Source organism: Microcoleus sp. BR0-C5 (assembly GCF_036705045.1).
GTDB lineage: Bacteria > Cyanobacteriota > Cyanobacteriia > Cyanobacteriales > Microcoleaceae > Microcoleus.
In genome coordinates this window covers 18,558-42,615 of the sequence record NZ_JAUBTR010000043.1, presented here as the reverse complement: position 1 = coordinate 42,615, position 24,058 = coordinate 18,558, and the positions used below count along the sequence as shown (strand labels likewise).

Annotated in this window: 26 protein-coding genes; 18 read left to right on the top strand and 8 right to left on the bottom strand. The window is 46.1% G+C overall.

The annotated features are described in order from the left end of the window. The first annotated feature begins 100 nt into the window (after positions 1-100). Together QUB08_RS20120 and QUB08_RS20115 are read left to right on the top strand one after the other, a co-directional pair. Entirely contained in the window at positions 101-298 is a 198-nt protein-coding gene (locus QUB08_RS20120) for a hypothetical protein (RefSeq protein WP_006632170.1), read from the top strand. Positions 299-1,007: 709 nt separating this feature from the next. Further along, positions 1,008-1,208, top strand: a complete 201-nt coding sequence (locus tag QUB08_RS20115) for a hypothetical protein (protein WP_333056545.1) — start codon at positions 1,008-1,010, stop codon at positions 1,206-1,208. 148 nt (positions 1,209-1,356) lie between these two features. On the opposite strand, the gene QUB08_RS20110 is transcribed toward QUB08_RS20115, so the two are convergent. Next, positions 1,357-2,106 carry a pentapeptide repeat-containing protein gene (locus tag QUB08_RS20110; RefSeq protein WP_333226447.1) on the bottom strand — a complete coding sequence of 250 codons (750 nt, stop codon included), beginning with the start codon at positions 2,104-2,106 and terminating at the stop codon, positions 1,357-1,359. 96 nt (positions 2,107-2,202) lie between these two features. After that, positions 2,203-3,390 (bottom strand): RNA-guided endonuclease TnpB family protein, encoded by a 1,188-nt coding sequence (locus tag QUB08_RS20105; protein ID WP_333226445.1) that lies wholly within the window; start codon positions 3,388-3,390, stop codon positions 2,203-2,205. A 116-nt stretch (positions 3,391-3,506) separates the two neighbouring features. Here QUB08_RS20105 and QUB08_RS20100 point away from each other — a divergent pair, with 116 nt between their 5' ends. Beyond that, the gene (locus QUB08_RS20100) at positions 3,507-4,019 is read left to right on the top strand and encodes a phosphoribosyltransferase family protein (RefSeq protein ID WP_333226443.1); all 513 of its coding nucleotides are present in this window, start codon (positions 3,507-3,509) and stop codon (positions 4,017-4,019) included. A gap of 229 nt (positions 4,020-4,248) precedes the next feature. Here QUB08_RS20100 and dxr read toward each other — a convergent pair whose 3' ends face one another. Next, a complete protein-coding gene (gene dxr, locus QUB08_RS20095; RefSeq protein ID WP_333226441.1) occupies positions 4,249-5,439 on the bottom strand; it encodes a 1-deoxy-D-xylulose-5-phosphate reductoisomerase in 1,191 nt (396 codons plus the stop codon). A 127-nt stretch (positions 5,440-5,566) separates the two neighbouring features. Here dxr and QUB08_RS20090 point away from each other — a divergent pair, with 127 nt between their 5' ends. Then, a complete protein-coding gene (locus tag QUB08_RS20090; RefSeq protein WP_333226467.1) occupies positions 5,567-7,150 on the top strand; it encodes a DUF2079 domain-containing protein in 1,584 nt (527 codons plus the stop codon). Between the two features lie 9 nt (positions 7,151-7,159). Next, entirely contained in the window at positions 7,160-8,596 is a 1,437-nt protein-coding gene (locus QUB08_RS20085; protein WP_333226439.1) for a DUF2079 domain-containing protein, read from the top strand. Between the two features lie 155 nt (positions 8,597-8,751). Here QUB08_RS20085 and cas6 read toward each other — a convergent pair whose 3' ends face one another. Further along, positions 8,752-9,876 (bottom strand): CRISPR-associated endoribonuclease Cas6, encoded by a 1,125-nt coding sequence (gene cas6, locus QUB08_RS20080; protein WP_333226437.1) that lies wholly within the window; start codon positions 9,874-9,876, stop codon positions 8,752-8,754. Between the two features lie 311 nt (positions 9,877-10,187). Between cas6 and QUB08_RS20075 the strand changes: the two genes are divergently transcribed. The 5 genes from QUB08_RS20075 to QUB08_RS20055 all read left to right on the top strand — a co-directional run bounded on the left by QUB08_RS20075 (position 10,188) and on the right by QUB08_RS20055 (position 14,115). Beyond that, positions 10,188-10,550 (top strand): ferredoxin thioredoxin reductase catalytic beta subunit, encoded by a 363-nt coding sequence (locus QUB08_RS20075; RefSeq protein WP_333104114.1) that lies wholly within the window; start codon positions 10,188-10,190, stop codon positions 10,548-10,550. A gap of 147 nt (positions 10,551-10,697) precedes the next feature. After that, positions 10,698-11,114 (top strand): DUF309 domain-containing protein, encoded by a 417-nt coding sequence (locus QUB08_RS20070; RefSeq protein WP_333226435.1) that lies wholly within the window; start codon positions 10,698-10,700, stop codon positions 11,112-11,114. Positions 11,115-11,494: 380 nt separating this feature from the next. After that, the gene (locus QUB08_RS20065; protein WP_172186331.1) at positions 11,495-11,965 is read left to right on the top strand and encodes an LptA/OstA family protein; all 471 of its coding nucleotides are present in this window, start codon (positions 11,495-11,497) and stop codon (positions 11,963-11,965) included. Positions 11,966-12,138: 173 nt separating this feature from the next. After that, the gene (gene lptB, locus QUB08_RS20060; RefSeq protein WP_333034782.1) at positions 12,139-12,867 is read left to right on the top strand and encodes an LPS export ABC transporter ATP-binding protein; all 729 of its coding nucleotides are present in this window, start codon (positions 12,139-12,141) and stop codon (positions 12,865-12,867) included. 81 nt (positions 12,868-12,948) lie between these two features. Continuing rightward, on the top strand, positions 12,949-14,115 hold the full coding sequence (locus QUB08_RS20055; RefSeq protein ID WP_333226433.1) for an LptF/LptG family permease: 1,167 nt from the start codon (positions 12,949-12,951) through the stop codon (positions 14,113-14,115). Positions 14,116-14,187: 72 nt separating this feature from the next. Here QUB08_RS20055 and QUB08_RS20050 read toward each other — a convergent pair whose 3' ends face one another. Next, positions 14,188-15,555 carry a hypothetical protein gene (locus QUB08_RS20050; protein ID WP_333226431.1) on the bottom strand — a complete coding sequence of 456 codons (1,368 nt, stop codon included), beginning with the start codon at positions 15,553-15,555 and terminating at the stop codon, positions 14,188-14,190. A 477-nt stretch (positions 15,556-16,032) separates the two neighbouring features. On the opposite strand from QUB08_RS20050, the gene pgl reads away from it, so the two are divergent. The 4 genes from pgl to QUB08_RS20030 all read left to right on the top strand — a co-directional run bounded on the left by pgl (position 16,033) and on the right by QUB08_RS20030 (position 19,121). Further along, complete coding sequence (pgl, locus tag QUB08_RS20045) at positions 16,033-16,752, top strand: 6-phosphogluconolactonase (protein WP_333226429.1); 720 nt, start codon at positions 16,033-16,035, stop codon at positions 16,750-16,752. A gap of 210 nt (positions 16,753-16,962) precedes the next feature. Continuing rightward, complete coding sequence (locus QUB08_RS20040; RefSeq protein ID WP_333226427.1) at positions 16,963-17,754, top strand: FHA domain-containing protein; 792 nt, start codon at positions 16,963-16,965, stop codon at positions 17,752-17,754. 82 nt (positions 17,755-17,836) lie between these two features. Next, the gene (locus QUB08_RS20035; RefSeq protein WP_333153305.1) at positions 17,837-18,328 is read left to right on the top strand and encodes an FHA domain-containing protein; all 492 of its coding nucleotides are present in this window, start codon (positions 17,837-17,839) and stop codon (positions 18,326-18,328) included. Between the two features lie 55 nt (positions 18,329-18,383). Further along, a complete protein-coding gene (locus tag QUB08_RS20030) occupies positions 18,384-19,121 on the top strand; it encodes a PRC-barrel domain-containing protein (protein ID WP_333226425.1) in 738 nt (245 codons plus the stop codon). On the opposite strand, the gene QUB08_RS20025 is transcribed toward QUB08_RS20030, so the two are convergent. Continuing rightward, complete coding sequence (locus QUB08_RS20025; protein WP_333226423.1) at positions 19,107-19,253, bottom strand: hypothetical protein; 147 nt, start codon at positions 19,251-19,253, stop codon at positions 19,107-19,109. The two genes, QUB08_RS20030 and QUB08_RS20025, sit on opposite strands and share 15 nt — an antisense overlap. A gap of 60 nt (positions 19,254-19,313) precedes the next feature. Here QUB08_RS20025 and QUB08_RS20020 point away from each other — a divergent pair, with 60 nt between their 5' ends. After that, positions 19,314-19,988 (top strand): hypothetical protein, encoded by a 675-nt coding sequence (locus QUB08_RS20020; RefSeq protein WP_333226421.1) that lies wholly within the window; start codon positions 19,314-19,316, stop codon positions 19,986-19,988. Further along, entirely contained in the window at positions 19,985-20,437 is a 453-nt protein-coding gene (locus QUB08_RS20015) for an FHA domain-containing protein (RefSeq protein WP_333153302.1), read from the top strand. The genes QUB08_RS20020 and QUB08_RS20015 overlap by 4 nt, the downstream gene beginning before the upstream one ends. A gap of 145 nt (positions 20,438-20,582) precedes the next feature. Here the strand turns inward: QUB08_RS20015 and QUB08_RS20010 are convergent, their stop codons facing one another. Then, positions 20,583-21,161, bottom strand: coding sequence for a DUF1997 domain-containing protein (locus QUB08_RS20010; protein ID WP_333226419.1), 579 nt, complete (start codon positions 21,159-21,161; stop codon positions 20,583-20,585). A gap of 208 nt (positions 21,162-21,369) precedes the next feature. On the opposite strand from QUB08_RS20010, the gene pheA reads away from it, so the two are divergent. Together pheA and QUB08_RS20000 are read left to right on the top strand one after the other, a co-directional pair. Next, positions 21,370-22,317, top strand: a complete 948-nt coding sequence (gene pheA, locus QUB08_RS20005) for a prephenate dehydratase (RefSeq protein ID WP_333226417.1) — start codon at positions 21,370-21,372, stop codon at positions 22,315-22,317. 50 nt (positions 22,318-22,367) lie between these two features. Then, positions 22,368-23,009 carry a pentapeptide repeat-containing protein gene (locus QUB08_RS20000; protein ID WP_333153299.1) on the top strand — a complete coding sequence of 214 codons (642 nt, stop codon included), beginning with the start codon at positions 22,368-22,370 and terminating at the stop codon, positions 23,007-23,009. A 33-nt stretch (positions 23,010-23,042) separates the two neighbouring features. Here QUB08_RS20000 and QUB08_RS19995 read toward each other — a convergent pair whose 3' ends face one another. Continuing rightward, positions 23,043-23,981, bottom strand: coding sequence for a PspA/IM30 family protein (locus QUB08_RS19995; RefSeq protein WP_333226415.1), 939 nt, complete (start codon positions 23,979-23,981; stop codon positions 23,043-23,045). Positions 23,982-24,058: the final 77 nt, after the last annotated feature.

Genomic DNA, 24,058 nt, shown 5'->3' with positions numbered 1-24,058 from the left:
CAAACGGAGCCAAGAACGATCACACAGCTTACCCGACTGCAATCACCCTACTCTTTTGTCAAATGATCGATATTATAATAGTCGAGTTCAACGAGATTTCATGCAAGCTCTGACTTTAAAATCCGATCGGGCGATCGCTGAACTGTTCTATCAAGTCACTCATTCAGGCAATCTGACTCGCACCGAAAGCCACGGATTGCGCGAACTCTGCCAAAGCGCTCTCAGCGAAGACGCCAGAGATGCAGTCAACCGCCTGCTGCACGCCATCCGCCGCGGATGGGTCAGGATTTCCGATTAGTCTCCTCACACCAGAAGTTGAGATGAGTATTTCTACTTTCTCTCCTGTCAAGCTTTGCCAACAATAAGATTGAAGTGAGTAGGTCGCTCCATTAACCCTCTCAAAAAAAAATTGTACTGCGATCGAAAAGCTCGACCCGGTTTCTTGAAGAAGCCGGGATTTTTGATTTGAAGCAGCCAGTCGATTTTAGATTTTAGATTTTAGATTTTAGATTTTAGATTGACTTCACAGATGAATGTGGGAGCATGAACTAGAGCTTAAAATTTTGGATCGATGGCCACTCCTGTCGGAAACTTGTATCTGTCTTTTGGCGGGTTATTAAGTATATCCACGGAACAAAGACCACACCAAGAAACTAGGTAAATGTAGGTAAAAGCGGGTTTATAAACAGGCTAAAAGTTTTACCTTGAATTAAGCAGAGCGATTTCCCTAGCAGTCATTAGTAATCTCTTAATAGATAAATCTTAATTTATTTGTTACCGTTTCTTAACCAAAAGTAGAGATTTCGCAGTTGCCAAAAGCGAGAAATCGGGACGGGGTTGGTGTTTCAAGTTGCGGGGCTATCGAGGAAATATCCGATCCCCAAGTCCGGCTGACACAAATCACTCATCAAGAGCTAATTGATCACATTTACTCCCGTAGTTGAATCACATAAATTTTGGAAAAATTAGTTAATACTGTCAAAAGTGAGTTCAAAAAAAAACACATGATGACAACCCAAACGCTGTTACCTCAATTTACTATTGCAGAGCTAGTCTTTCAGGTATATCACTCCGGTCTGCTGACTCCCACTCACCGACAACAGCTCAAAACAGCCCTGTTAAATGACTGTCTTACCGAAGAAGATCAAACAGCCATCAACCGCTTGCTCCACGCCGTTCGCCGGGGCTGGCTGAAAGTTGTAGATTAAACTCGGTTCTAAATTTTTTGCCACTACTCTTTAAATGCACTGTCACTTGAAGGCAGAATTAAATCCCCTTAAAAAAATCAGGCATTAGCCTAAATGTAGGGTGCGCCACAAGCACCCTGCGGTTTTAACTTCTATTTTGTCAGCTTATTTAGTCAGAGATTGTGCCGTCAGGCATCATGGCCTCTCTCAGATTCGCTTCATTCAAATTTGTCCCGCGCAAAGAAGCTTGATGCAAGTTTGCTCCCCGGAGATTTGCTCCCTTAAGGGAAACTCCGCTCAAATCTGCTTGATGGAGATTTGCACAGCTCAAGTTAGCTCCGCTCAAATCGGCTCCCCTCAAATCCGCTTTTTCGAGATTTGCTTCCGTCAAATTTGCCCAACTCAGATTTGCTTGAGTTAGGTTAGCACGGCTGAGGTCAGCTTGTGTTAAGTTCGCATCGGTTAAATTTGCTTTGCTCAGGTTGATTCCGCAAAGCTTGACTTCTGTCAAGTTTGCACCTTGCAAGTTGGCGTTAACTGCATAAACTTGAATCAAAATTGCCCCATGAAGGTTTGCATCTCTCATGTCTGCACCCCTGAGACTCGCCCCCGTTAAATCGGCCCCGCTGAAGACGACACTCCGCAAGATGGCTCCGCTCAAGTTCGCTCCCACCGCCTCGCATTCGCCAAAATTAGCGGACATGAGGTTGCCTTGGGAGAGGTTGGCTTGACTGATATCTGCTTGATACAGATTAGCTCTGTAGAGGGTGAGACCGATCGAATTTGCACCTTTTAAATTAGCGTGACTCAGGTCAATATCGCGCAAATTTGTCCTTGACATATGGGCACCGCTCAGGTCTACTTTGTGGAAAACCCTTTCTCCGGCTGCATACCGTCTGAGAAGTTCCTCTGCATCCATGTCATTTTCCCCAAAATAATTAATAATACCTTTGATATTTCAATAATATTAGGATTGACATCCACCCAGGCGTAAACGCACGAGGATTCCCAAACCTCACGATTCAGGTTTCTGCTTCTGTCCCTTACGGGGTTTCGCACCAGCCTTAACAGATTTACTCTGTTCAGGTCTTACGGTCGCTCCACAGACTGACACGGCAAGCCCTGCCGCCAAAATATTTTTTGCCGCATTAATATCTCGGTCATGGTGAGTGTGGCAATTAGGACAATCCCATTCCCGGATATTCAACGGCATCTTGTTAACGATGTGTCCGCAATTACCACACCGTTTTGAACTCGGAAACCATCGGTCAATCTTAATTAAAGTACGACCGTACCAATCGCACTTGTAGTCAAGTTGTCTGACTAATTCCCCCCAACTTGCATCACTTATAGAAGCGGCAAGTTTGGGATTTTTAATCATGTTCTTCACAGCTAAGTTTTCTACGGCGATGGTTTGGTTTTCACGCACCAACCGCGTTGTTAACTTGTGAAGATTATCTTTCCTTGCATCACTAATTTCTTGATGCACTTTCGCTACTTTGAGTCGTGCTTTGTGACGGTTTTTTGACCCTTTTTGTTTGCGACTTAAAGATTTTTGCGCTTTTCTAAGATTGCGATACTTTGCCTTGAATCCTTTGGGATTGGCAATCTTTTCGCCAGTGCTATAAGTGAGCAAGCTTGTAACTCCCAGGTCGATACCGACTTGATTATCTGTTCTGGGTAATGCTTCAATTTCAACCTCTACCAGCAGAGAAACTGACCACCTACCTGATGGTGCAAGCTTTACGCTTAAGCTTGATGGTCGGCAACCATCAGGTAGTGTCCGGCTCCAGCGAATGGGTAACGCTTCTGTGCTTTTTGCTAGGTAGACTTGTCCATCTTTGAACTTAAATGCTGACTTGGTAAATTCTGCACTACCACCGTTGCGTTTCTTTTTGAAGTTAGGATATTGTGCCCGCCCATCAAAAAAGTTGGTATAAGCCGTTTGTAAATGTCTCAAGCATTGCTGCAGTGGCACGCAGCTCACTTTGTTCAGAAAATCTAGTTCTTCAGTTTTCTTCCATTCGGTTAACATTGAAGAAGTCTCAGCATAGCCTACCCGTTTGTGTTCTGCGTACCAAGCTTCCGTTCTTGTGGCTAAAGCACGGTTGTAGACCAAACGAACACAACCCAAAGTACGTCGCAACAAACTTTCTTGTTCCGGCGTTGGGTAGAATCGATAGCTGAAGGCTTTTAGTGTCATGCTGACCTTAAGTACGCTATTTCACATACTAGCACGTCTTGTGTGAAATGGTATATCTTAACAAAAATTCATGTAAAGCCGTCCTAAAAGGACGGGGTTTCAGACCCATTTTTTTGATGAGCGACCTTTACGTTTCTTGGCCTGAGTACCATCGGAAAATTGAGGATTTGGCTGTAAAAATTGAGGAATCTCAGTGGAAATTTGATCGAATTGTCTGTCTGGCGAGGGGGGGGCTGCGGGTTGGAGATACTCTGTCACGGATTTTCGACAAACCTCTGGCGATTTTAGCGGCCTCGTCCTATGGTGGGGCCGAGGGAAATGTCCGGGGTGCGATCGAGTTTGCCCGCGATTTGACAATGGTGGGCGATAATTTGGGCAGCCGCATTCTCCTGATTGACGATTTGGTGGATTCGGGAATTAGTTTAGAGCAAGGTATCGCTTGGCTGAAGAGTCGCTACGGCGAGGATATTCAGGAAATTCGGACTGCTGTACTCTGGTACAAGGCTTGTTCTGTTGCCAAGCCGGATTATTATGTAGATTATTTGGCTGACAATCCTTGGATTCACCAACCTTTTGAAATGTACGAAAAGATGAGTGTGGCTGATTTTGTGGCACAAGTTGGGAGTTAGTCTATAAAAGGCTAACATCTGGTCAATTTTTTATAGGGTTTTGCCGATATTTTGCACTTTGTGGCATAGTCCGCCAGGGGTTAAAAACCCCTGTCTCGTAGCTAAAGTCCTCTGAAAGAGGACTGGATATCTATCAAGGTTGGGCAGTCGGTTTCAACCGACTTTAGCTATGAGACGGGGAATTTATTCCCCGGCGGGCTTGTGGGTAAGTGCAAGTCGGCTGATACAATTAGCGAACCGAAAGAATCCGATCGCCCAATTCCATACTATCTGCCAAAACTTCCTGCCGCGCCCACCTATCCGCGGCCAAAATATCGTCTAAACCAGGACTTTCACAGTTATCGGCTTGATGTTTGTCGCACGCCTTCTCAATCAGCTTCGGAATATCCAAAAACTGAATCTTCTCCTGCAAAAATAGCGCTACCGCCTGTTCGTTTGCCGCATTCAGCACCGCAGGCATCGAACCGCCCGCACGTCCCGCCGCATAAGCCAACTGCATACAAGGATACTTTTCGTGGTCGGGTTCTCGGAAAGTTAAATCACCGGATTTTACCAAATCCAGCCGCGGCCAATCTGTATTAATTCGATCGGGCCAAGACAAAGCGTAAAGCAGCGGCAATCGCATATCTGGCCAGCCCAATTGCGCCAAAACCGAGGTGTCTTGCAGCTCAATTAACGAGTGAATTATGCTCTGAGGATGGATGACAATATCAATGTCGTCATAATCCATTCCGAATAAGTAATGAGCCTCGATTACTTCTAATCCTTTATTCATCAAAGTAGCAGAATCGATCGTGATTTTCTGCCCCATTGACCAATTTGGATGTTTCAAAGCATCGGCTACTGTTACTCCTGCTAATTTGTCGATCGGCAAATCTCGAAAAGAACCGCCCGAAGCAGTGAGAATAATTCGCCGCAACCCGCCAACCATAACACCTTGGAGGCACTGAAAAATTGCCGAATGTTCCGAGTCAGCAGGTAATATTTTAACGCCGTATTTTTCGATTAAGGGGTTGACAACAGGGCCCCCTGCGATTAATGTCTCTTTATTGGCTAAGGCGATATCTTTGCCTGCTTTGATAGCCGCAATTGTTGGCAACAAACCGGCACAGCCAACTATGCCCGTGACGACGGCTTGAGCGTCGCCGTATTGGGCAACTTCGACAACGCCTGACTCGCCAGCAAGTAAAATAGGTTGAGGGTCGATGTCTGCGATCGCCTCCTTCAATTCCAGTAATTTATCTTCGTCGCAAATGGCGACAATCTCTGGTCGAAACTGGCGAATTTGCTGGGCCAACAACGTTACATTTTGTCCGGCGGTTAACCCGACAATCCGAAATTGATCGGGGTATTGAGCTACAATATCCAGAGTCTGAGTGCCGATCGAGCCTGTGGAACCGAGAAGAGTTATTGCTTTCACAATTTTTTAATGTTTTGTGGATTATTCTAATATTACGATTGCGGGGATAAAAATTAGTGCTTAACTATTGCGTGGAAAGCACATTCGATGGAATCATATTTTGAGTGACCACCTAGTGCCAGATTTCATGCAGAATAGGGAAAATTTTGCTGATGACCGTGAGGACATCGGTGTCTCGAACTCGGAAAATATAGAGGAAGGTCGATCTCAGCTACCGTCGAGTTTGGTTTGGGCGATCGCTACTGCTGCGACAATTTTCTTTTTGTGTAGCAGTTTACGCCACGCTTTATTCCAATCAACTGCTTTCGATTTGGGAATTTTTGACCAAGCAATTTACTTGATCAGCCAAAACCAAACGCCTTTTTCTTCTTTAATGGGGATTCATATTTTGGGCGATCACGCAGCGGTAATCTATTATCCGCTAGCTTGGCTGTACAAAATTTCCCCGGATGTGCATTGGCTGCTGTTTGTACAAGCAGTTGCTTTATCCCTGGGGGCTTGGCCTACCTGGAGTTTAGCGCGTTTGGCAGGTTTGAATCAAGAACAATCTCGTGCGATCGCATTGATTTATTTGCTCTATCCGGTGGTATTTAACATCAATTTATTTGATTTTCACCCGGAAATAATCGCTTTACCCGCACTTTTGGCCGCAATTTTGGCGGCGCGTTTAAATAAAATTGTGTGGTTTTGTACCGCTATTGTGTTAGTTCTCAGTTGCAAGGCGGTTTTGTCCCTAACCGTTGTTGCTATGGGTTTCTGGCTGTTTTTTTGCGAAAAAAAGCAACGGTACGGGGCGATCGCACTTTTGCTCGGTGCAGCTTGGTTTGTGATAGCTTCCCAGAAAATTATCCCCTTCTTTAGCGGCAGCGAAGTCGCTGGAGTCGGGCGCTACAGCTATTTAGGCAAATCCGTACTAGAAATTATCATCAATCTCATATTAAAACCACAGTTAGTATTAGGAAAAATTCTTTCCTTCGATACATTTAAATATTTATTTCTCCTCACCTTACCTGTGATTTGGCTGCTATTGCCATTTTCGGGCAAACTACGCCTCAAATATTTAACAGCGCTAATTCCTGCCCTCCCTACCCTGCTGATCAATATCCTCTCTGACTTGTCCTTTCAACGCAGCTTAGCCTATCAGTATTCAGTGCCTGTAATTCCATTCTTATTTTTAGCAGTTATCGCGAAGGAAGAAACAAGGAACAGGGAAGAAATAAAAGGCAACAAGGAAGAGGATAAAGCAAATAAGCAACATTTTTTAACATGGAGCAATCTGCCACAATTTAAAAATTTCCAAATTTCTCAACTTTGGCTGGGAATTCAATTGCCGAGAATCATGATAATTTGGTCACTACTAATTTTCCTGTGTGTGGGCGAATATAAAGATTTTTACCTGTACCTAAATAGACTAGATACCTGGCAAGCTACACGCCAAGCAGTGGCACAAGTTCAACCGCAAAGCAGTATTTTAACAGATAATAGATTAGCCCCTCACTTTACCCACCGCCCAATAGTAAAATTGCTGTCACAAATTTCGCCCCAAACAAATTTAGCTGAATTTCAATACATATTATTAAACCTGCGCCATCCCTGGCCTGATACTGAAAAACTTGGTGCTACTTTAGCAAATACACTTAAAACTTCTCCCGATTTTAAATTAACTTATCAAAAAAACGAAGTCCTGCTATTTAAACGAAGGGCTGATTAAACCAATAAAATGCTAACTTTAAAATCCCTAAAAACTCATCCAGTATTTTTAATGATTGTCGTGACAACGATAGTCTTATTTGCCGCCAGCAGCGCGCGGCACGCTTTGTTTCAGTCAACTGCATTCGACTTAGCAATTTTTGACCAAGCAATTTATTTAATCTCCCAAAACCAAACGCCATTTTCCTCATTAATGGCAATAAATATTTGGGGCGATCACGCCGCTTTTATTTTCTATCCACTAGCTTTACTTTACAAAATATATCCAGATGTTCACTGGCTTTTATTAGTGCAAGCTGTTTCCCTAGCTTTAGGTGCTTGGCCGAGTTGGAGTTTGGCACGTCAAGCGGGATTAAACCAACGAAAAGCAATTGCAATTTCAGCCGTATATCTGCTTTATCCCGCAGTATTTAATGTCAATCTCTTCGACTTCCACCCAGAAGTAATTGCTTTACCAGCACTGCTAGCAGCAATCTTAGCCGCGAGGCTGAATAAAACTTTGTGGTTTTGTGCTGCTATTGTATTAGTTTTGAGCTGCAAAGCCGTGCTATCTTTAACTGTGGCTGCGATGGGTTTGTGGCTGTTGTGTTTTGACAAAAAACGCAAGTTTGGACTCATAGCTCTCTTTCTAGGCGCGGGTTGGTTTCTGGTAGTTACTCAGGCAGTTATACCGTATTTTAATCAGGGAAGAGAACACGCGGGTATCGGGCGATATCAATATTTGGGAAAGTCAGTTTTTGAAATTGCTATTAATTTAATAGTGAAACCAAATCTAGTTTTAGGGCGTTTGTTTTCTTTTGATACTTTTGAATATTTAGCGTTATTGCTATTACCTATAATTTGGTGGCTGTCTCCGCGTCATCTGTCATCTTTAATTAGTGCTGTGCCGATGTTGGCGATGAATATTCTTTCCGATATCCCCGCTCAGCGGGATTTAATTCATCAATATTCTGTGCCGATATTGCCGTTTTTGTTGGTGGCCGTAATTTCCAGTTTAGCAGCTAGCAATCAGCAAAAGGGAAAGACAATATTTGAGAGATTGCCACTTCCTAATTATCCCTTGCCTAGAGTCATTGTAATTTGGTCGTTGATTGCTTTCTTAGCTTTAGCGAAATACGGCTATTTTTGGACTATTTATTTAAAGGGGATCGACACTTTGCCGGCTACCAAAGAGGCAATTTCTCTTGTGGAAACCAAAGGCAGTGTTTTAACAAATGCTCAGATTGCTCCGCACTTAGCGCACCGCCCTGTGGTAAAATTAACTCAGGCTAACGCGCCACCTGCAAATCTCGCAGAATTTGATTATGTATTGCTGAACCTCAGATATCCTGGCTGGATGAGCGATCGAGATTTTGTTAATAAATTAGTAACTCAACTAAAAAACACCCCTCAATTTCAACTAAAATATCAGCGAGACGACATATACCTATTTACTAAGAGTCATTAGTCAGCAGTCATTAGTCATTAGTCAATTAGTCAGTAGTCAGTAGTCATCACTCATCATTCAGCAGTCAACAGTCAACTGTCAACTGTCAACAGTCAACAGTCATCATTCATCATTCAACAGTCAACAGTCAACAGTCAACAGTCAACAAATTCGCGCTAATCCTCCACTTGCACAGCCCTTCTTGCCAACTTCACGTAAGTTTTCACAGTTTCATAAGGCATTTCCAAATCAGCAGCAATATCAAACAAAGATTCCCCCAATTCCCGGCGCGCCAAAATCGTCGCCCAAGTTTCAGCAATCTCAGCAGCGCGACTTCCACCTTTACGCTTTCTGTGCGCCATAAACTTCTGTGTCAATTCCTCTATTCGCGCCGCCAATACGCTTTGTATCGATACTGCAGGTAGCGCTTCTGTCAACCATTGTGCTCGCGTTTGTCCCAATCCAAAAGTTGTTTTGTGGCCCGTGCCGCAGTAAGGCGCTAACCGCCCTAAAGCATAAAATAATTGTACAAAATCAGGACGATTGTGAGCCGATCGCCCTAGCCCAAATTCCACAGCCCCAGTGAATCCCGTTACCATGCCTTTTTTGCCCGCCGCTACCTTTTGCGACTCCAATTTGTGGCGGCTAATAATTGCATTTTCATCAATCCAATTCAAAAATTCTGCTTGGTCAAAAATTCCCCCCGAAAAGTTATTCCAGCGGCGCAAATAACTGTGAAAAACATTTTCGGGAACTGGCAGAGGGAAGTGATGCCCTTTGCTACGAAAGCTTGTAGGAGTCACAAAACTAAGTTTGATGGTTGGCGAAAATGGGGTGTCTGCTGTTAATAATTGCTGATAAGTTGTGGGAGCAAAAGCAATATCCCAAGAGCGAATTACGATCGGAGCATTTCGCAAATCTATCTCTTCGGGCAAATTTTGCAGCCACTGACTCAGCCACTGCACTACAGGCTTTGAAAGTCCTGTTACGTACCAGCGATAAATGCGATCGCCCAAAAGCTGAAATTCTTTGCCGCCGGGGAGCAAATCACCTTCCAATCCCGAAATAGTAAAGGCTTTTTCTGACTGTTCATCGTGCAAAAGTTGTGATAAATCCGGGTCAGTTTGCTGTACTTGACCTAAAAACCAAGCGTGCAAACCTATAGCATACTGCGCGTACAGATAGCTAGCAGCGCGGGGAGTCAATTCAAACACTAATCCGACTAACTCGGTGTCAGCCGGCCAAATCAGCCCAGACGGAGGAGATTTTTTGCTGTGGGTGCGGTTCGGGGAAGTTGCCATCAGATGCCGTGCCTATAGCCGTCACAGAAAGAGCGCCGTGCTATCTTATCCGATTTTTATCCCCTTTGGGGGATGATTGTTGAGGGCGATCGACTGCCCAAATCTTTTGGCAGCTCCAAAAACCCGCCCTGCCGCAAGTTTCCCGCACCCTCCGGGATAGACAAAAACCACTAAAAAACCAACAACCTAAAACTCAATCTTTGTCAAGGTTTTCCTCCTTGTAAGTAAACAGAAATATACAAGTGTTTAAAATCACATTCTGCGCTACAATTGTCAAAAGCTCGTAGCATCCTCAACTTCGATCCTAAACTATGAACACAACAGAAAAATCTAAACTCTCCAACGAAAAAACTTTGGAGGCGATGAAGAATTTCTCCGAAACCTACGCCAAGCGCACCGGAACTTTCTTTTGTTCTGAACCTTCCGTCACTGCTGTCGTGATAGAAGGACTAGCAAAACACAAGGATGAACTAGGCGCTCCCTTATGCCCTTGTCGCCATTACGAAGATAAAGAAGCCGAAGTAAAAGCCGCCTACTGGAACTGTCCCTGCATTCCCATGCGCGAGCGCAAAGAGTGTCACTGTATGTTATTTCTGACGCCAGATAACGATTTCGCTGGAACTAATCAGGAAATAGGAATGGATCAGATTCAAGCTGTCAGAGACACTATGTAATCGGTTAAGTAGGCGGTCGTGAAATGGCAGTAGTTTTGAAAACAGGTCGTGATTTTTCCTATTTTTAAGACTTAGCTATTTAACAAAAATCGATCGCCGCCTACTCAAACACACATCCGCCATCGAAAATCCCCAATACCCAATCGAATGACAGAGGAAATGCCGATCGAGTTTTGGCAAGGTATCGAACAGTTTAACAGCCAAGAATTTTACGCTTGTCACGATACTTTAGAGGCTTTATGGATGGAAGCAGGCGAGCCGGAAAAAAGGTTTTATCAGGGAATATTGCAAATTGCGGTCGCGCTTTATCACTTAGGAAATCAAAACTGGCGCGGTGCAGTAATTTTGCTGGGAGAAGGAATAAATCGGCTCAGTTATTATCAGCCGAGTTATGCCGGGATTGCCGTTGAAGACTTGCTCGGACAAAGTGCTAAACTTTTGAGCGCTTTGCAACAAGCTGGCCCGGAAGAAGTAGCTAAATTTCAACAGTTATTCGCAGGTACAGAAGTTGCAGGCTTGCAATTGCCGCGAATTATAGCAGAAGGAAGAAGCCAGAAGCAATAAAAATAGATGTTTGAGCAATTAATAACGTTCTAATCGTCTTGGAGTTTGCTATATGGCGCGATGGCCAATTTTAAGTAAAGGCTTGTAGTCTCAGGTGCCGCACACCTTGCCTCACACTTAGGGGGCGGGCTATCGTGCAGGCCCAGCCAGAGAATTTTATGTGTCGATTCACAGGCTTTTGGGCTTGTTTCTAGGTAAGACAGTTGTAGCCACTCGGCAAAATAACCAATTAAATTCGCTGTTGTCTTGCTAGGATAATTGGTTGAGACTATCGGGTCAATCGATCGACCTCACGGGAATCTTTCTGGCCGTTAAGATAAAATACCTAACTGAAGGTAATGCCCTTCAGCAATTTTACAAATTTTGAGGCTTGTAAGCTTATGATGCCCTCCGCTAAACTACTCAATTCCAGAATATTCAAAGGATTATCGCTGCTGTTGCCCCTGACTCTGGCAGGCGCGATCGCCTCTCCCACCTACCCGCAAGCCGGGCCGCCCCGCACTCTCAGTGTGCGATCGGACATTCAAGAAGCCGACTCTAAAACCGGCATCGTGACAGCCCGCGGCAACGTCCAAATCAACTATCCAGCCCGCCAAATACAAGCAACCGCAGCTCAAGCTCAATATTTCAGCCGCGAGCGCCGGATCATTCTCAGCGGAGACGTTTACGTATTGCAGCAGGGCAACAGCCTGCGCGGCGAAACCATAACATACCTCATCGACGAAGGGCGGTTTATTGCCCTGCCAGACAACCCAGGACAGGTAGAATCTGTTTATCTGGTGGCCCCGGAACAAGATGCAGCAGCCCAAAATGCAGTGGGCTCCCCACGTCCAACTACAGCCCCCCGGTAACAGTGGCTCGCAGCAGCGAAATTTCGCCTCAGCCAAAACATACTACTTGGGATAGATGCGAAATTTCGTCTTTATAAAACTCACAAACTTGAAAAGGTAAAATTTAAATTAGAGAGTCGATCGCACAAAGCCTCAGTCTGAAATTTAGCTTGTAGAGGTTGCCGGGAGCGAAAATGAAAATTGTACTCGAAAATATTCACAAATCCTACGGAAAACGCAATGTAGTCAGTCGCGTCAACCTGTCGGTAGCCCAAGGAGAAATCGTAGGACTGCTAGGCCCCAACGGTGCAGGCAAAACCACAACATTTTACATAGCAACCGGATTAGAAAAACCAAATCAAGGCACCGTTTGGCTAAACGATTTAGACATCACTAAATTGGCGATGCACCAGCGAGCGCATTTGGGAATTGGCTATCTCGCTCAAGAAGCAAGCATTTTCCGAAACATGAGCGTGCGCGACAACATTTTGTTAGTCCTAGAACAAACTCAAGTGCCGCGCTGGGAATGGCGAGAGCGAGTCGATTTCCTATTGCAAGAATTTCGCTTAGAAAAAATAGCATCTAGTTTGGGAATTCAAATCTCTGGGGGAGAAAGGCGGCGGACTGAACTAGCCAGAGCATTAGCCGCTGGGCGAGACGGGCCGATGTTCCTATTTTTAGACGAACCGTTTGCAGGCGTCGATCCGATCGCCGTAGACGAAATTCAAACCATTATTGCTAAACTGCGCGATCGTAAAATCGGCATCCTCATCACAGATCACAACGTCCGAGAAACCCTCGAAATTACCGATCGAGCCTACATCATGCGAGACGGCCAAATTTTAGCCTCCGGGGCTGAAGAAGAACTCTACAGCAACCCTTTAGTGCGACAGTATTACTTAGGTGACAACTTCGTGCGATAGTCTTTTGAAGGCATTCCGCAAACGGCATAATTTTAGATTTGAGATGTTAGATTGAGGAGCAAACTGCAAAAATCCCAAACTATGAAAATAGCAATATCCAATTCTTTGAATCCCATCAACTGGCTGCCGAGAATTTCCGTAATGGATTGGTACATTACCAAAGAACTAATCGGCCCATTTTTATTTGGCGTCGGACTCTTTACATCCGTCGCCGTCACAGTTGGAGCCTTATTTGAATTAGTCCGCAGAGTAGCAGAATCCGGCCTCCCCTACGGCGCAGCCATAGAAATTTTTCTCCTGCAAATTCCCTACTTCGTAGTATTGGCTTTCCCCATGTCAATGCTGCTAGCAACCTTAATGGCCTACAGCCGAATGTCCAGCGACAGCGAACTCATCGCCCTCCGCAGTTGCGGAGTTAGCGTGTACCGATTAATATTGCCTGCTGTGATAATGAGTTTAATTGTTGCAGGCTTAACTTTTGGTTTGCAAGAGTTAGTTGTACCCGCCGCCAGCTACAGAGCAACTCTGACTTTAGACAGAGCCCTGAAACGAGAAAAACCGATATTTCAAGATAGAAATATTATTTACACAGAATTTCGCAAACCAGAAAAAGGCGGCGACGAAATCCTCGCCCGCTTTTTTTATGCAGAACAATTTGACGGCCAGCAAATGAAAGGTTTAACAATTATCGATCGCTCCACCCCAGGCCTCAATCAAATCGTTTCTTCAGAATCCGCTACTTGGAATCCCTCAGAAAATACCTGGGATTTTTTCAACGGAACCGCTTATATAGTAGCTCCTGATGGCTCTTACCGCAATATAGTTAGGTTTCAACACCAGCAGTTGCAACTGCCCCGCACGCCCTTAGATTTAGCTGCGAGAGCGCGGGATTTCAAGGAAATGAACATTGCCCAAGCTTTAGAGCGTTTGGATATCCTTAAAAACAGTGGCGACGAACGGCAAATTCGCAAATTACAGGTGCGAATTCAAGAAAAATATGCTTTTCCTTTCGTGTGCATGGTATTTGGTTTAGTGGGAGCAGCTTTGGGAACTCAACCGCGCCGCTCCGGCAGAGGAACGAGTTTTGGTATTAGCGTAGTTGTGATTTTTACTTACTATGTATTTTCTTTCATCACCAGTTCTATGGGCGTGAAAGCTGTTTTGACTCCGATTCTTTCGGCGTGGCTGCCGATCGTGTTTGGTTTGGGAATCGGAGGATTATTGTTGGCGCGGGCTGCCGCTAGGTAAGTTTTACCACTAACATTGGGAATAGGGAATTGGGAATTGATAATATCGTTTTCGTGGCCCAACTTCCATCATTTAAGGATTAGCAAAAGTATTAATTTCGCCACCGCCAATATAGCGTCCCGGAGCCAGGGAGCGGGGTGTAGCAAAAGGTTGAGGTTGAATGGGCTGCACGCCCTGATTTGTGTTTTGGGGAACAACTCCAAAGTTAGGCTGCTCCGGCAAATTAAGCTGACTCGGTGGAGGTGTTTGAAATTGAGAATTCGCTGAATTAGGAGAGAATTGAGGACTAATTATCTTGCTTCCCCCAATCCCACTTGGAAAGGGAGATGGACCGACATTTGGAAGTAGACGTGTTGGCGAAGGTATGGCTACTGGAAGTGCCACAGGTTGAACTTCAGGTGCGAAGCCTGAGCCAGATAAATTAGTTTGGTAGGGATTTTTCGGCAAAGCCACCGGTGCAGCCCCTGCATTAATTTCGGGGAGGTTCGGCACTCTGGAATTTAACCCCGCCAATGATTCAGCGACTGTAGCTGTCGGTTTTAAGAATTCTTGAGATTCCTTGCTTACAGTATTTGTCGGAGTCACAAGGGGGGGAAGTGCTGTGGGAACATTCACAGGATTGGCTCCACTTTGAGCTGTAGCGGTCGTTGGGAGCAAATTTGTCGCATTTCCTGCAGCCGGATCGGAAGCCGGTCGATCGAGCAATTTAGCCGAGTCTGCTGTTTTCTCAGCCGAAGCCGCCGTTGCCGAAGTGTTAGCAACGACGTATTTTTTCATAGCTGCTTGCAGCGGACTTAAAGGCAGAGAATTTTCGTTTTGTTTATCTGAATTAGCATCACTCGACGCCTGCGATAAAGTTGCTGTCGCTGTACCCCCAGACTCAGGCTTAATCGTTTTTATCCCGGAAGTTAGTCTCTCGCTGCTAGATAAACTCAACGCTGATGTGGCGTTTGAACTTGGCAAGCTGGAATTTTGGGGGTTATTGTTTCCGGCCTCGACAGCAGGATTTGCTAAATTTGGCAAGGGGACAAATCCGCTGCTTCCTACCTGCTTGGGTGCTGAAGATGGCTGAGGAGTTTCTAAGTCCCGATCTCGAAGTTCCTCGAATAAACCTTTGCTTTTTACTACTGATGAATTTAACAAGTTCAGTTCAGAAGCAGTAGATCCATTAAACTGATTGACTAGCACTGGTGAGCTGTCGATTTCAGCGGCAATGGCGGTATCTTCAGCAGATAGTCCCGATAGCGAAGCTGGAGTGTTTGAGGCTGGTTCTTCTTCGCCATCTATACTCAACCTTTCTGGATTTACAGAGACCTCCCAGATAAATAACCCCCCCGCACACAGCACGGCTAACGGAGCCCAAACCGCCGGTTGGGTCCAGTGGCGCAACCGCGCTATTAGATAGCGGACTGATGTAGGAAATCGCTTAAAAATTGACATAGTTTTGCTTCCTTCCGAGCGTGCGGATTTAAAACTATTTTTCCTAGTCTACCACATCAATCTTGATTATTTTTGCTAGGCAGGGGTAAGTGCGATCGGGATCATCTCGGTTTGGCTTTTACTGTCGGTGTGCGATCGTCCGGCTGGCTATATTTATAGACTTTGCTGTGCGGGGCGGATCGGAGTCCCAAAAAACGCTTTTTACTTTCTGCCCAGATGCTCCGAGTACGATCGAACTTTTGATTGAAAGTTGTGACAGCTCAATGCAACAGGTGAAAATCCATAAAGCACTGGTAGGAATATGTCTGGCTTTCCTCCAATCAAGGGGCATAAGATGATAAAATTGTATGGGATGCTGTGCCATGCCTGCCGGGTCTGTCAGCAGAGCGACCTCAAACCAAAATGTCAAACCAAAATGTCAAGGTAAAATTGGCAATTGCTGAGAACAACACGAATAGGAAAGTTGAGAGGAAATTAATGAAAAAAATAGTAGAAGTATTAGCAAATCGGGAACAACTAATAGATCGATCGCTGGAGATTGTGCTGTCGAAAATCTCAGAAGCCATAGCAGAACGCGGACTTTGTACGATCGCCGCAGCGGGCGGAAGCACACCAGAACCACTCTACAGAGCGCTCGCAGCCCAAGACCTGCCTTGGGACAAAATTCACGTTTTCTGGGGCGACGAACGCTACGTTCCCCCAGAACACCCAGACAGCAATCAAAAAATGGCGCGCCTCGCGTGGCTCGATCGAGTGAATATCCCCGCCAGCAACATCCACCCCATGCCCACAGGCGCCGGCGACCCCGCAGCCGACGCGGAGGCGCACCAAACCGAATTACAGCAGTTCTTCAAAGTATCCGACGGCGAGTTTCCTGCCTTCGACATCATTTTATTGGGCATAGGAGACGACGCCCACACAGCCTCTCTATTTCCCGGCACAGCAGCCTTGCAAGTCCGCGACGCCCTAGTAACTGTCGGCAACAAAGACGGTCAACCCCGCATTACCTTTACAGTCCCCTTAATCAACCGGGCCCGGTGCGTCATCTTCATGGTCGCAGGAGCCAGCAAACAACCCGCCCTAGCTCAAATTTTTGCCCCCGCAGCCGACGAAATGACCTATCCAGCCAGACTCGTTCAAGCAGAAGGCGAACTTTGGTGGCTGCTCGATGCGGCTGCTGGCTCCTCCGTAAAATAGCCGACAGAGCCGCCAGCGTGCCAAAACAGTCAGCATTCATTATCACTAACTCAATCTTGCCCATCACAGCTAACGTCACAGCGTCAGCTCAGTTGCTAGTATGAGCGAAGCAATATAAGAATTGTGGCGGTTAAAGTTAAAATTTGACCATATACACGAGTATTTTTATGAGGCTGATTTAAAAATCTGGCCGATAGCAAGGAGAAATCGATGATTGTCTGTCCCAATTGCAATCACCAGAACCCCGACGGGGCCAGCCAGTGTGAGGCTTGCTACACGCCTTTACCTGTTACCGCAAGTTGCTCGAACTGCGGTGCAGCAGTTCAGACAGATGCAGCATTTTGCGGTCAGTGTGGCTTTAACTTGCGTCCGGGTTCCATAGTTCCAGAAGTTGAGGTGACAGTACCGTCCCCCTCGCCTGTAGGCCCCACAGTGGTATCGTCACCGGCGCCGGATTTAGTGCCACCCGAACCCCTGATGGCAATGGAACCTCTAGTTACCCTGAATAAGGGGCTCAACTTGGAAAAAACTACCGCCAGCATTCCGACTACTCCTGATCCCCCGCCTTCGCCCTCGGTTCCTGTTACAACTGAATCGGTGGCAACACCAGTAAATATCTCTCCTCCGGTTCCGGGCCCACAGCCAGCAGGTGTAGCTAAAACTCAACTGCAACAGCAGTCGGCCCGCCTGCTACACGTTCAGACAAATACGCCGATGGAATTGCCTCACAGTCTGGCTGTGGTTCACATAGGCAAGCCAAATGACTTAGTGCCGCCGGATATTGATGTTTCGGGATTTGCTAATTCTGAGATAGTTTCTCGGGTACACGCAAATCTCCGGGTGGAGGGAGATGCTTGCTACCTAGAAGATGTAGGCAGTTCCAACGGCACTTACGTCAACAATACTCCGCTACCCAAGGGAAACCGCCACCGGTTGCGACCGGGAGACCGCATCTCTCTGGGCAAAGGAGACCTGGTTACGTTTTTATTTCAAATCTCTTAGAGCGAGTTTGGATTGGGCGATCGAAAGTCTAAAATCTAAAATCGCATCTTGAGGCGCTCTACCAAAACTCAATGCTGCCAATGTGATTAAGCTGACCTTGCTACATCCACTCCAGTCTATACCCGTCCGCAGTTGGATATTTGAAGACGAGCAGGTCGTCCGGATCGGGCGCTCGACCGAAAACCACGTCGTTCTTTTTAGCGCTGTGGTTTCTCGTCGCCACATCGAATTGCGGCGCAGCGGCATAACTTGGGAACTGATCAATTTAGGTACCAACGGCACTTACCTCGATGGTAAGCCGATCGCTAAGGTTCCCATTGTGGACGGTCTGATCGTTCACTTGGCTCGCTCTGGGCCGAAAATTCAAATCAACGTAGGCCCGAATCAATCCTCCGTCCAGTTAGGACTTCTTAGCGTCAAGCCCAGGGAGGCTAAGGAAATTCACGCTCCCTCGGCCGGCGTGCACATGAGCACGATTCCTGTTCCCGACCACAAAGAAGTTGGCACTTCCAGGGAAGAGGACGAGTTAACCCAGGCAGATAATAATCGCCATTATTCGGAAGAAGAATATTAAATCGGCTTCTTTGGACGATCGACATTTTTCAAAGGCGGCACTCAGGAGTTTATTTATGAGTACATCACCACAGATTGTTAGGCGCAGCGAACTGCAGGGCCGCCGCACCATCGACCGCAGAACGGCGGAAGAGGTCGGCAGGGTAGATCGGGTTTGGCTCGATGCTCACTCCCAACGGGCGATCGGCTTTACTTGCAAGTCGGGACTTTTGGGCAGCAAAAAAACTTGGTTCGCTTGGGCGCAAGTAGATACGGTGGGGGAAAATGTTTTTGTCACTATTAACCCGGAATTGCCGGAACTTCATCAGCCGGAACAAGCTGTTTGTCCGATCGGGCTTGAGGTGCTCACGGACGCTGGAAATAAGGCAGGTGCAGTGGTTGACTACCTATTTGATGTCCGCACGGGTTCAGTCACCAACTACCTATTTAAATCGAGCGGCTGGCGCGGTGTTTTAGACGACATTTACTTGTTACCTGTGGCAGCTATTTCGACCATCGGCAGCAAGCGGGCGATCGTCTCTGAAGCTGCTGTATCGGAGCCAGTGCAGTACGCGGAGGGACTGCACAAAAAAGTCGGTCTGGTAGCAGAGTTTTTACATGAAGATTTCGACAGAACTCTCAAAAATGTGGCAGGTGTGAAGCGGGGCGCTCAAAGTCTGGCGGAAAAATTCCAAGATAAAGCTCTCGAAGTCAGGGATGTAGCTCAAGAAAAAGTTGCAGAGTTGAAGCGGCAAAGGCAAGAATCTGTCCCGCCAGATCCGAATCCGGAGCCGCCTGAGTCAGATTTGAGCTGAAGTTTGGCCTTCCCGCTCGCCGGGGGAGTAATTGCCGATCGCATTTTGGGGCGACGCGCGCGAGGAAGGTCGATCGGTATTTTCGCTATGAGAGATTGATCCGTTGTCGCTCAAAATTCCAGTGCTGCTCAAAGCATTGTATTTTAAAGGTATCGCATCAATAAGGAAAATGTTAGCAACTCCAAATGACCTATGCTGTTTGATACAACTCACATCTTGCACCATTCTCAAGAACAGGCTTTTCGGCCTGTTCCACAAAGAGTGAATTTTCTTGTGGAACAGGCCGAAAAGCCTGTTCCTAAACAAGTAATTGAGAATGGTGCAACATCTCAGATACAATCAACAAGTATTTTATCTAGAGACCCCAGGATTAATAATTGGTTAACTTCTTTCTTTACAAACAGCGATTCGTTGAGCAGTGACTGTCGCCCCCTCAAGAACTCGAATCAGCGGTGCAACCAGCGCGGGTCTGAGTTAAATTCTCTGGTTCGTCAGCGGGAAAAGGGTGATTTGGCCGATCGAATTGAGCGGCTCACCCATCGGCACAATCGCTCCCTCACAGCCCAAATTAATCAAGCGGTTAAGACCGCTGTCCATCACTGGGAAGTTCACCCGATTAATACCAGCGTGTTTGGTTGTTACCGAGGACAGCAAAAATTTGCGCCTGCGCCAAAAGCTAACCCTCAAAAGTTGGTTCCAATGCCTCAAGCAGCCAAAAGTTCGACTTTTAGGGCAGAGCGAGGAAATCCGGGCGCACTGATGACGGCTTTAAAAATCAAAATTTTTGCAGCTCTCTCCCAAAAAATCTCTCTCTCTCTGGAAGTATCCCCGTTTCTGTCTGGCGGTGGAGTGTCAAAACATCAGTGATTACCTTAACTCTTTTACATCCTATCCAGTCTGTCCCAGTTCAAAGTTGGTGTTTTGAATCAGAACCGGTGGTTCGGATCGGTCGATCGAACGACAATGATGTAATTATTTACAGCGCTGTAGTTTCCCGCCACCACGTAGAGCTGTGGAATCACGCCCAGGGCTGGGAAATTATTAATTTTGGTGCTAACGGCACTTATGTAAATGATAGACCGATCGCTCAGGTGTCAGTTGTAGACGGGATGACAATTCGCTTGGGCAATTCCGGGCCAAAAATCAGGATTCGGGTGGCCGCCACGAATCAACCGGGCAAAATAATCAAGCCACCGCAGCGCGAACTCCGCCAAAAGGACGAAGTTTCAAAAGACAGGTCAACTCCTTTGCCGGGGGGCGTGGGAATAATCGAAGACGATGAACTTGGAGGGATCACTCAAATCGATCTTGACTGACCGGCAGCTATCTATATATCCCTGCTGGCTAGTTCCAACAAAGCGACCGATGCCCCATTCTAGCGTCTAACTAATATTGTGGTAAGTGGCCTGATTGGTGCCTAAATATCCCTATACATTAATTAACAGCTTCTCTAGTAGGATTTCACCCTTCTAAAGATAAGATTGGGGGGATCTCGATCGATCTTAGCTCACTTTCGCTGCTTGCCCAGCGGCGGTAATCTAAGAGCAACTGGTGCATCAACCGCTGTTTGACGCTCAGCAGTACGCTCTTGAGCAAAGCATTCCCCGTTGCTTCTAAAATGGGTTTGGGCGTCAGCCAAAACGGCGGCGGTAATTCTACTTGCACTTCCAAATCCGCTTTTCCCTTCAAGTATGCTACCCCGCTGCTTTGGTGTACACAAAGCTTTCCTTTGAGATTGAGAGCAAAGCGATCGTTTATATAACCCACGCCACGAATTTCGCAGGCGACGGACTCCAAATTGATTGTGCCATCCGACTGGGCCCACACCCTCATGTCTACTGTGGGTTGAATGCTCAGCATCATAAATTGTAACGGTCGCATTTTTAGGCGGAAACAGTCATCGCTTAGCTGTTGTGTGCGACTTTGATCGACCAGGGCGTTCACCAGTCGCCTCGGCTGGCGCAGATAATGTTGAATGGGAACTCGTTCCTCTGGTACGGCGATCTCAACGGATTGGGAAGAATTAAAGCGGGTATACATGAGAAAATATCAAAATATAGGATTCCTAAGCATATCTTAATAAACTATCACCTTTTTTAAGGTGACATAAGTTGCCCCCTAAGTCGTGTACCCAGCAATGTCATCCGAGAAATCACTGATAAAAGCTTTCGGGACATCGCTAATTTTTCATCATACTTCCTAGCTGATGAGAGTAAAGCAAACATTTGTAACCTAAAATTGCCTCTAAATGAAAATTTCGTTAGCGAAGCCCTCGAAGAGGATCGCACATCTCGGCCCTGTTGGTACAAATGCAGAAACAGCGGCTCTAGCTTATGTCAATTGGTTGAGCCTGGAAACTAACTTGGAATGCACCCTGTGTCCTTATTCCACCATTTCTCAAGCGCTAGAGGCATCTGCCGTAGGGCAGGTTGACTATTCAGTTGTGCCCGTCGAAAATTCGATCGAAGGCAGCGTGACTGTCACCTTAGATACACTGTGGCGACTCGATCAACTCCGCATTCAACACGCCTTAGTTTTGCCAATTTCCCACGCCCTGGTGTCTAATGCCAAAAATTTTAACGAGATTCAAAAAGTTTACTCTCACCCGCAAGCGCTAGCTCAGTGTCAGGTATGGTTGGGGCAGTTTATTCCCTCAGCTCAATTAATTCCGGCCAATTCAACCACGGAAGCATTGCAATATCTCGAAGATAGAAATGTAGCGGCGATATCTTCGCCAAGAGCTGCTGAACTTTACCATTTGCCAGTGTTAGCTCACCCCATTAATGATTATCCCGATAATTACACTCGGTTTTGGGTACTCAGCAGGAGTGGGGGAGAAATCGCCAACGTAGAACCAGGGGAGGGATCATCCATTAAATCCATTACAGAATCTGCTTCTAAGTTGATCCTTGATGCTTCACCGTCTAATTGCACCCATACCTCACTAGCTTTTAGCGTACCTGCCAATATGCCGGGAGCACTGGTAAAACCTTTGCAAGTATTTGCCAGTCGGGGTATTAATTTAAGTCGGATTGAATCTAGACCGACTAAAAGATCGCTCGGAGAATATATTTTCTTTATGGACGTTGAGGCTAACGCCTGCCAAGCATTTGTTCGATCGGCACTCGAAGAGTTAAAAAATCACACAGAAACTTTAAAAATCTTTGGTTGCTACAGCTTAGTGTCAGTAGTATAATTTCTTTTTATGTACTATACTTTTTAAGTAAAACTTAGGAGGCTGGCGAGATGAATGCTGATGAACTTCTCAAGCGATACGCAGCCGGAGAAAGAAATTTTCATGAAACCAACTTGAAAGAGGCTTTTTTGCGAGAAGCTTTCCTAATTCATATTAATCTAGCCTGTGCAAATCTGAAGGAAATCAATTTTGCTTTGGCGAACTTAATGGGGGCCAACTTAATAGCTGCCAAGCTAAAGAATGCCTGCCTGGTGATGACCCGCCTAAATGGGGCTAACCTGAGCGGAGCCGATCTAACTTTCGCAAGATTAACAGGAGCTGACTTGATTGAAGCAAACTTGGAAAACGCCAACTTGAGCGACACCAAAATGATTGGTGTTAATTTGAGCGGAGCAAACTTGAAAAACGCCAACTTGATGGAAGCAAACCTCTTAGATGCTTGCTTGGACAATACAAACCTTGAAAAAGCCAATCTAAGCGACGCTAAACTGCGGGGTTCGAGTCTGAGAAAAGCCAACTTGAGAAAGGCTTTTTTGTGTGAAAGTAACCTTGAGGGCGCAGATTTAAGAGAAGCAGATTTGAGCGGTGCTAATTTGAGCGGGGCATTTTTATGCGGGGCTAATCTGGAAGGAGCTAAGTTAGATGAGGCAATTTTAAGTGGGGCCATACATTTTTGCGTCAGACAAGTTTGAGTTCACGCAATATATAACCGGAGAATCCGACAACTAAGGACTAAAAAATATACTATTGACTTGGCTGAAAGTGAAGTCTATTTGCTGCTGTACCTTAGCAAAATGAAGCTGCATCTTGAGGATCTCTTTCTTGGAATTAGCTTGAGCAATCTTACTTTCCAAAGCCAGCAAGTTGCGGTTGAGATTTTCTACTCGCACAGTTTGGTAGTCTAAGTCAATTTTTAGTTCTGCAGCCTGCTCGAATTGAACCTGCTGGCGAACCACGGCGAGGCGGACTGAATTTTCATCCTGTGTCTGAAGAGCTAGCAAAGCTCGCTGCTGCCACTGGTTGGCTTGAGATTCAGCTTGATTGTACAGCCACTGAATCCGCAGTTGGGCGGAAATCGCGATGCCAACAGCCTGACGCAGTTCTTTGAGAGGTTCCTGAATTTCTAAGATTAATAGTTCCCAAAGATTCATCAGTTCGCTGGTAAATTCTTCGCGTTCTACAGAGGCTACCAGTGCTTCTAACAGCAACAAATTTGGTTGCATCTGCTGCGTAATTGTCTCAAATATTAACTGTGCTTCGGACATTTGCCGATCGTAATTTTTTTCTGAGACTGCACCGGATGAGTGCTTTAATATTTTTTCAGTGCTCTCTACCTTAGATTTTGAATCTACACAGGAAGCTACAAAGGCCTGTAATTTTTCGCGGGCGATCGAATTCAGCCTTTGTCGAAGCAAATCGCAGGCCGCCCGCTGCACTGGCCCTGTTTCGCTTTGACAAATCTTGATGACTATTTTTAAGCCGGCATCGCCGTAATTCAATGTCTCTCTCAAGGCGGCGATTCGATGTTCGCTGACAGAACTAGACAGCCGGTGTTTAACTCCTGCTAGTCCGCCGAGCACTACACCGCCCACAGGAGGTGGCAGTTGACCGCCTCTAACTGCATCGTAGGGTTTCGGTTGGTCGTGATTGTCTAACACAAGCATTTACTGCTATAAGGAACCTATCCGAACCTGTTTGAAGTTAAGAATTAAACAGATACCTGTTCCAAAAAAGAATGGAA

Excerpts from the sequence above, each read along its gene's own strand:
- QUB08_RS20090 (WP_333226467.1), top strand. The coding sequence starts at position 5,567 with ATGCAGAATAGGGAAAATTTTGCTGATGACCGTGAGGACATCGGTGTC.
- QUB08_RS20055 (WP_333226433.1), top strand. The coding sequence starts at position 12,949 with ATGAAAATAGCAATATCCAATTCTTTGAATCCCATCAACTGGCTGCCG.
- QUB08_RS20050 (WP_333226431.1), bottom strand. The coding sequence starts at position 15,555 with ATGTCAATTTTTAAGCGATTTCCTACATCAGTCCGCTATCTAATAGCG.
- QUB08_RS20075 (WP_333104114.1), top strand. The coding sequence starts at position 10,188 with ATGAACACAACAGAAAAATCTAAACTCTCCAACGAAAAAACTTTGGAG.
- QUB08_RS20070 (WP_333226435.1), top strand. The coding sequence starts at position 10,698 with ATGACAGAGGAAATGCCGATCGAGTTTTGGCAAGGTATCGAACAGTTT.
- QUB08_RS20105 (WP_333226445.1), bottom strand. The coding sequence starts at position 3,390 with ATGACACTAAAAGCCTTCAGCTATCGATTCTACCCAACGCCGGAACAA.
- cas6 (WP_333226437.1), bottom strand. The coding sequence starts at position 9,876 with ATGGCAACTTCCCCGAACCGCACCCACAGCAAAAAATCTCCTCCGTCT.
- QUB08_RS20040 (WP_333226427.1), top strand. The coding sequence starts at position 16,963 with ATGATTGTCTGTCCCAATTGCAATCACCAGAACCCCGACGGGGCCAGC.
- QUB08_RS19995 (WP_333226415.1), bottom strand. The coding sequence starts at position 23,981 with ATGCTTGTGTTAGACAATCACGACCAACCGAAACCCTACGATGCAGTT.
- QUB08_RS20110 (WP_333226447.1), bottom strand. The coding sequence starts at position 2,106 with ATGGATGCAGAGGAACTTCTCAGACGGTATGCAGCCGGAGAAAGGGTT.
- QUB08_RS20020 (WP_333226421.1), top strand. The coding sequence starts at position 19,314 with ATGCTGTTTGATACAACTCACATCTTGCACCATTCTCAAGAACAGGCT.
- QUB08_RS20000 (WP_333153299.1), top strand. The coding sequence starts at position 22,368 with ATGAATGCTGATGAACTTCTCAAGCGATACGCAGCCGGAGAAAGAAAT.
- QUB08_RS20030 (WP_333226425.1), top strand. The coding sequence starts at position 18,384 with ATGAGTACATCACCACAGATTGTTAGGCGCAGCGAACTGCAGGGCCGC.
- QUB08_RS20065 (WP_172186331.1), top strand. The coding sequence starts at position 11,495 with ATGATGCCCTCCGCTAAACTACTCAATTCCAGAATATTCAAAGGATTA.
- pheA (WP_333226417.1), top strand. The coding sequence starts at position 21,370 with ATGAAAATTTCGTTAGCGAAGCCCTCGAAGAGGATCGCACATCTCGGC.
- lptB (WP_333034782.1), top strand. The coding sequence starts at position 12,139 with ATGAAAATTGTACTCGAAAATATTCACAAATCCTACGGAAAACGCAAT.
- QUB08_RS20085 (WP_333226439.1), top strand. The coding sequence starts at position 7,160 with ATGCTAACTTTAAAATCCCTAAAAACTCATCCAGTATTTTTAATGATT.
- QUB08_RS20010 (WP_333226419.1), bottom strand. The coding sequence starts at position 21,161 with ATGTATACCCGCTTTAATTCTTCCCAATCCGTTGAGATCGCCGTACCA.
- QUB08_RS20120 (WP_006632170.1), top strand. The coding sequence starts at position 101 with ATGCAAGCTCTGACTTTAAAATCCGATCGGGCGATCGCTGAACTGTTC.
- QUB08_RS20115 (WP_333056545.1), top strand. The coding sequence starts at position 1,008 with ATGACAACCCAAACGCTGTTACCTCAATTTACTATTGCAGAGCTAGTC.
- pgl (WP_333226429.1), top strand. The coding sequence starts at position 16,033 with ATGAAAAAAATAGTAGAAGTATTAGCAAATCGGGAACAACTAATAGAT.
- QUB08_RS20100 (WP_333226443.1), top strand. The coding sequence starts at position 3,507 with ATGAGCGACCTTTACGTTTCTTGGCCTGAGTACCATCGGAAAATTGAG.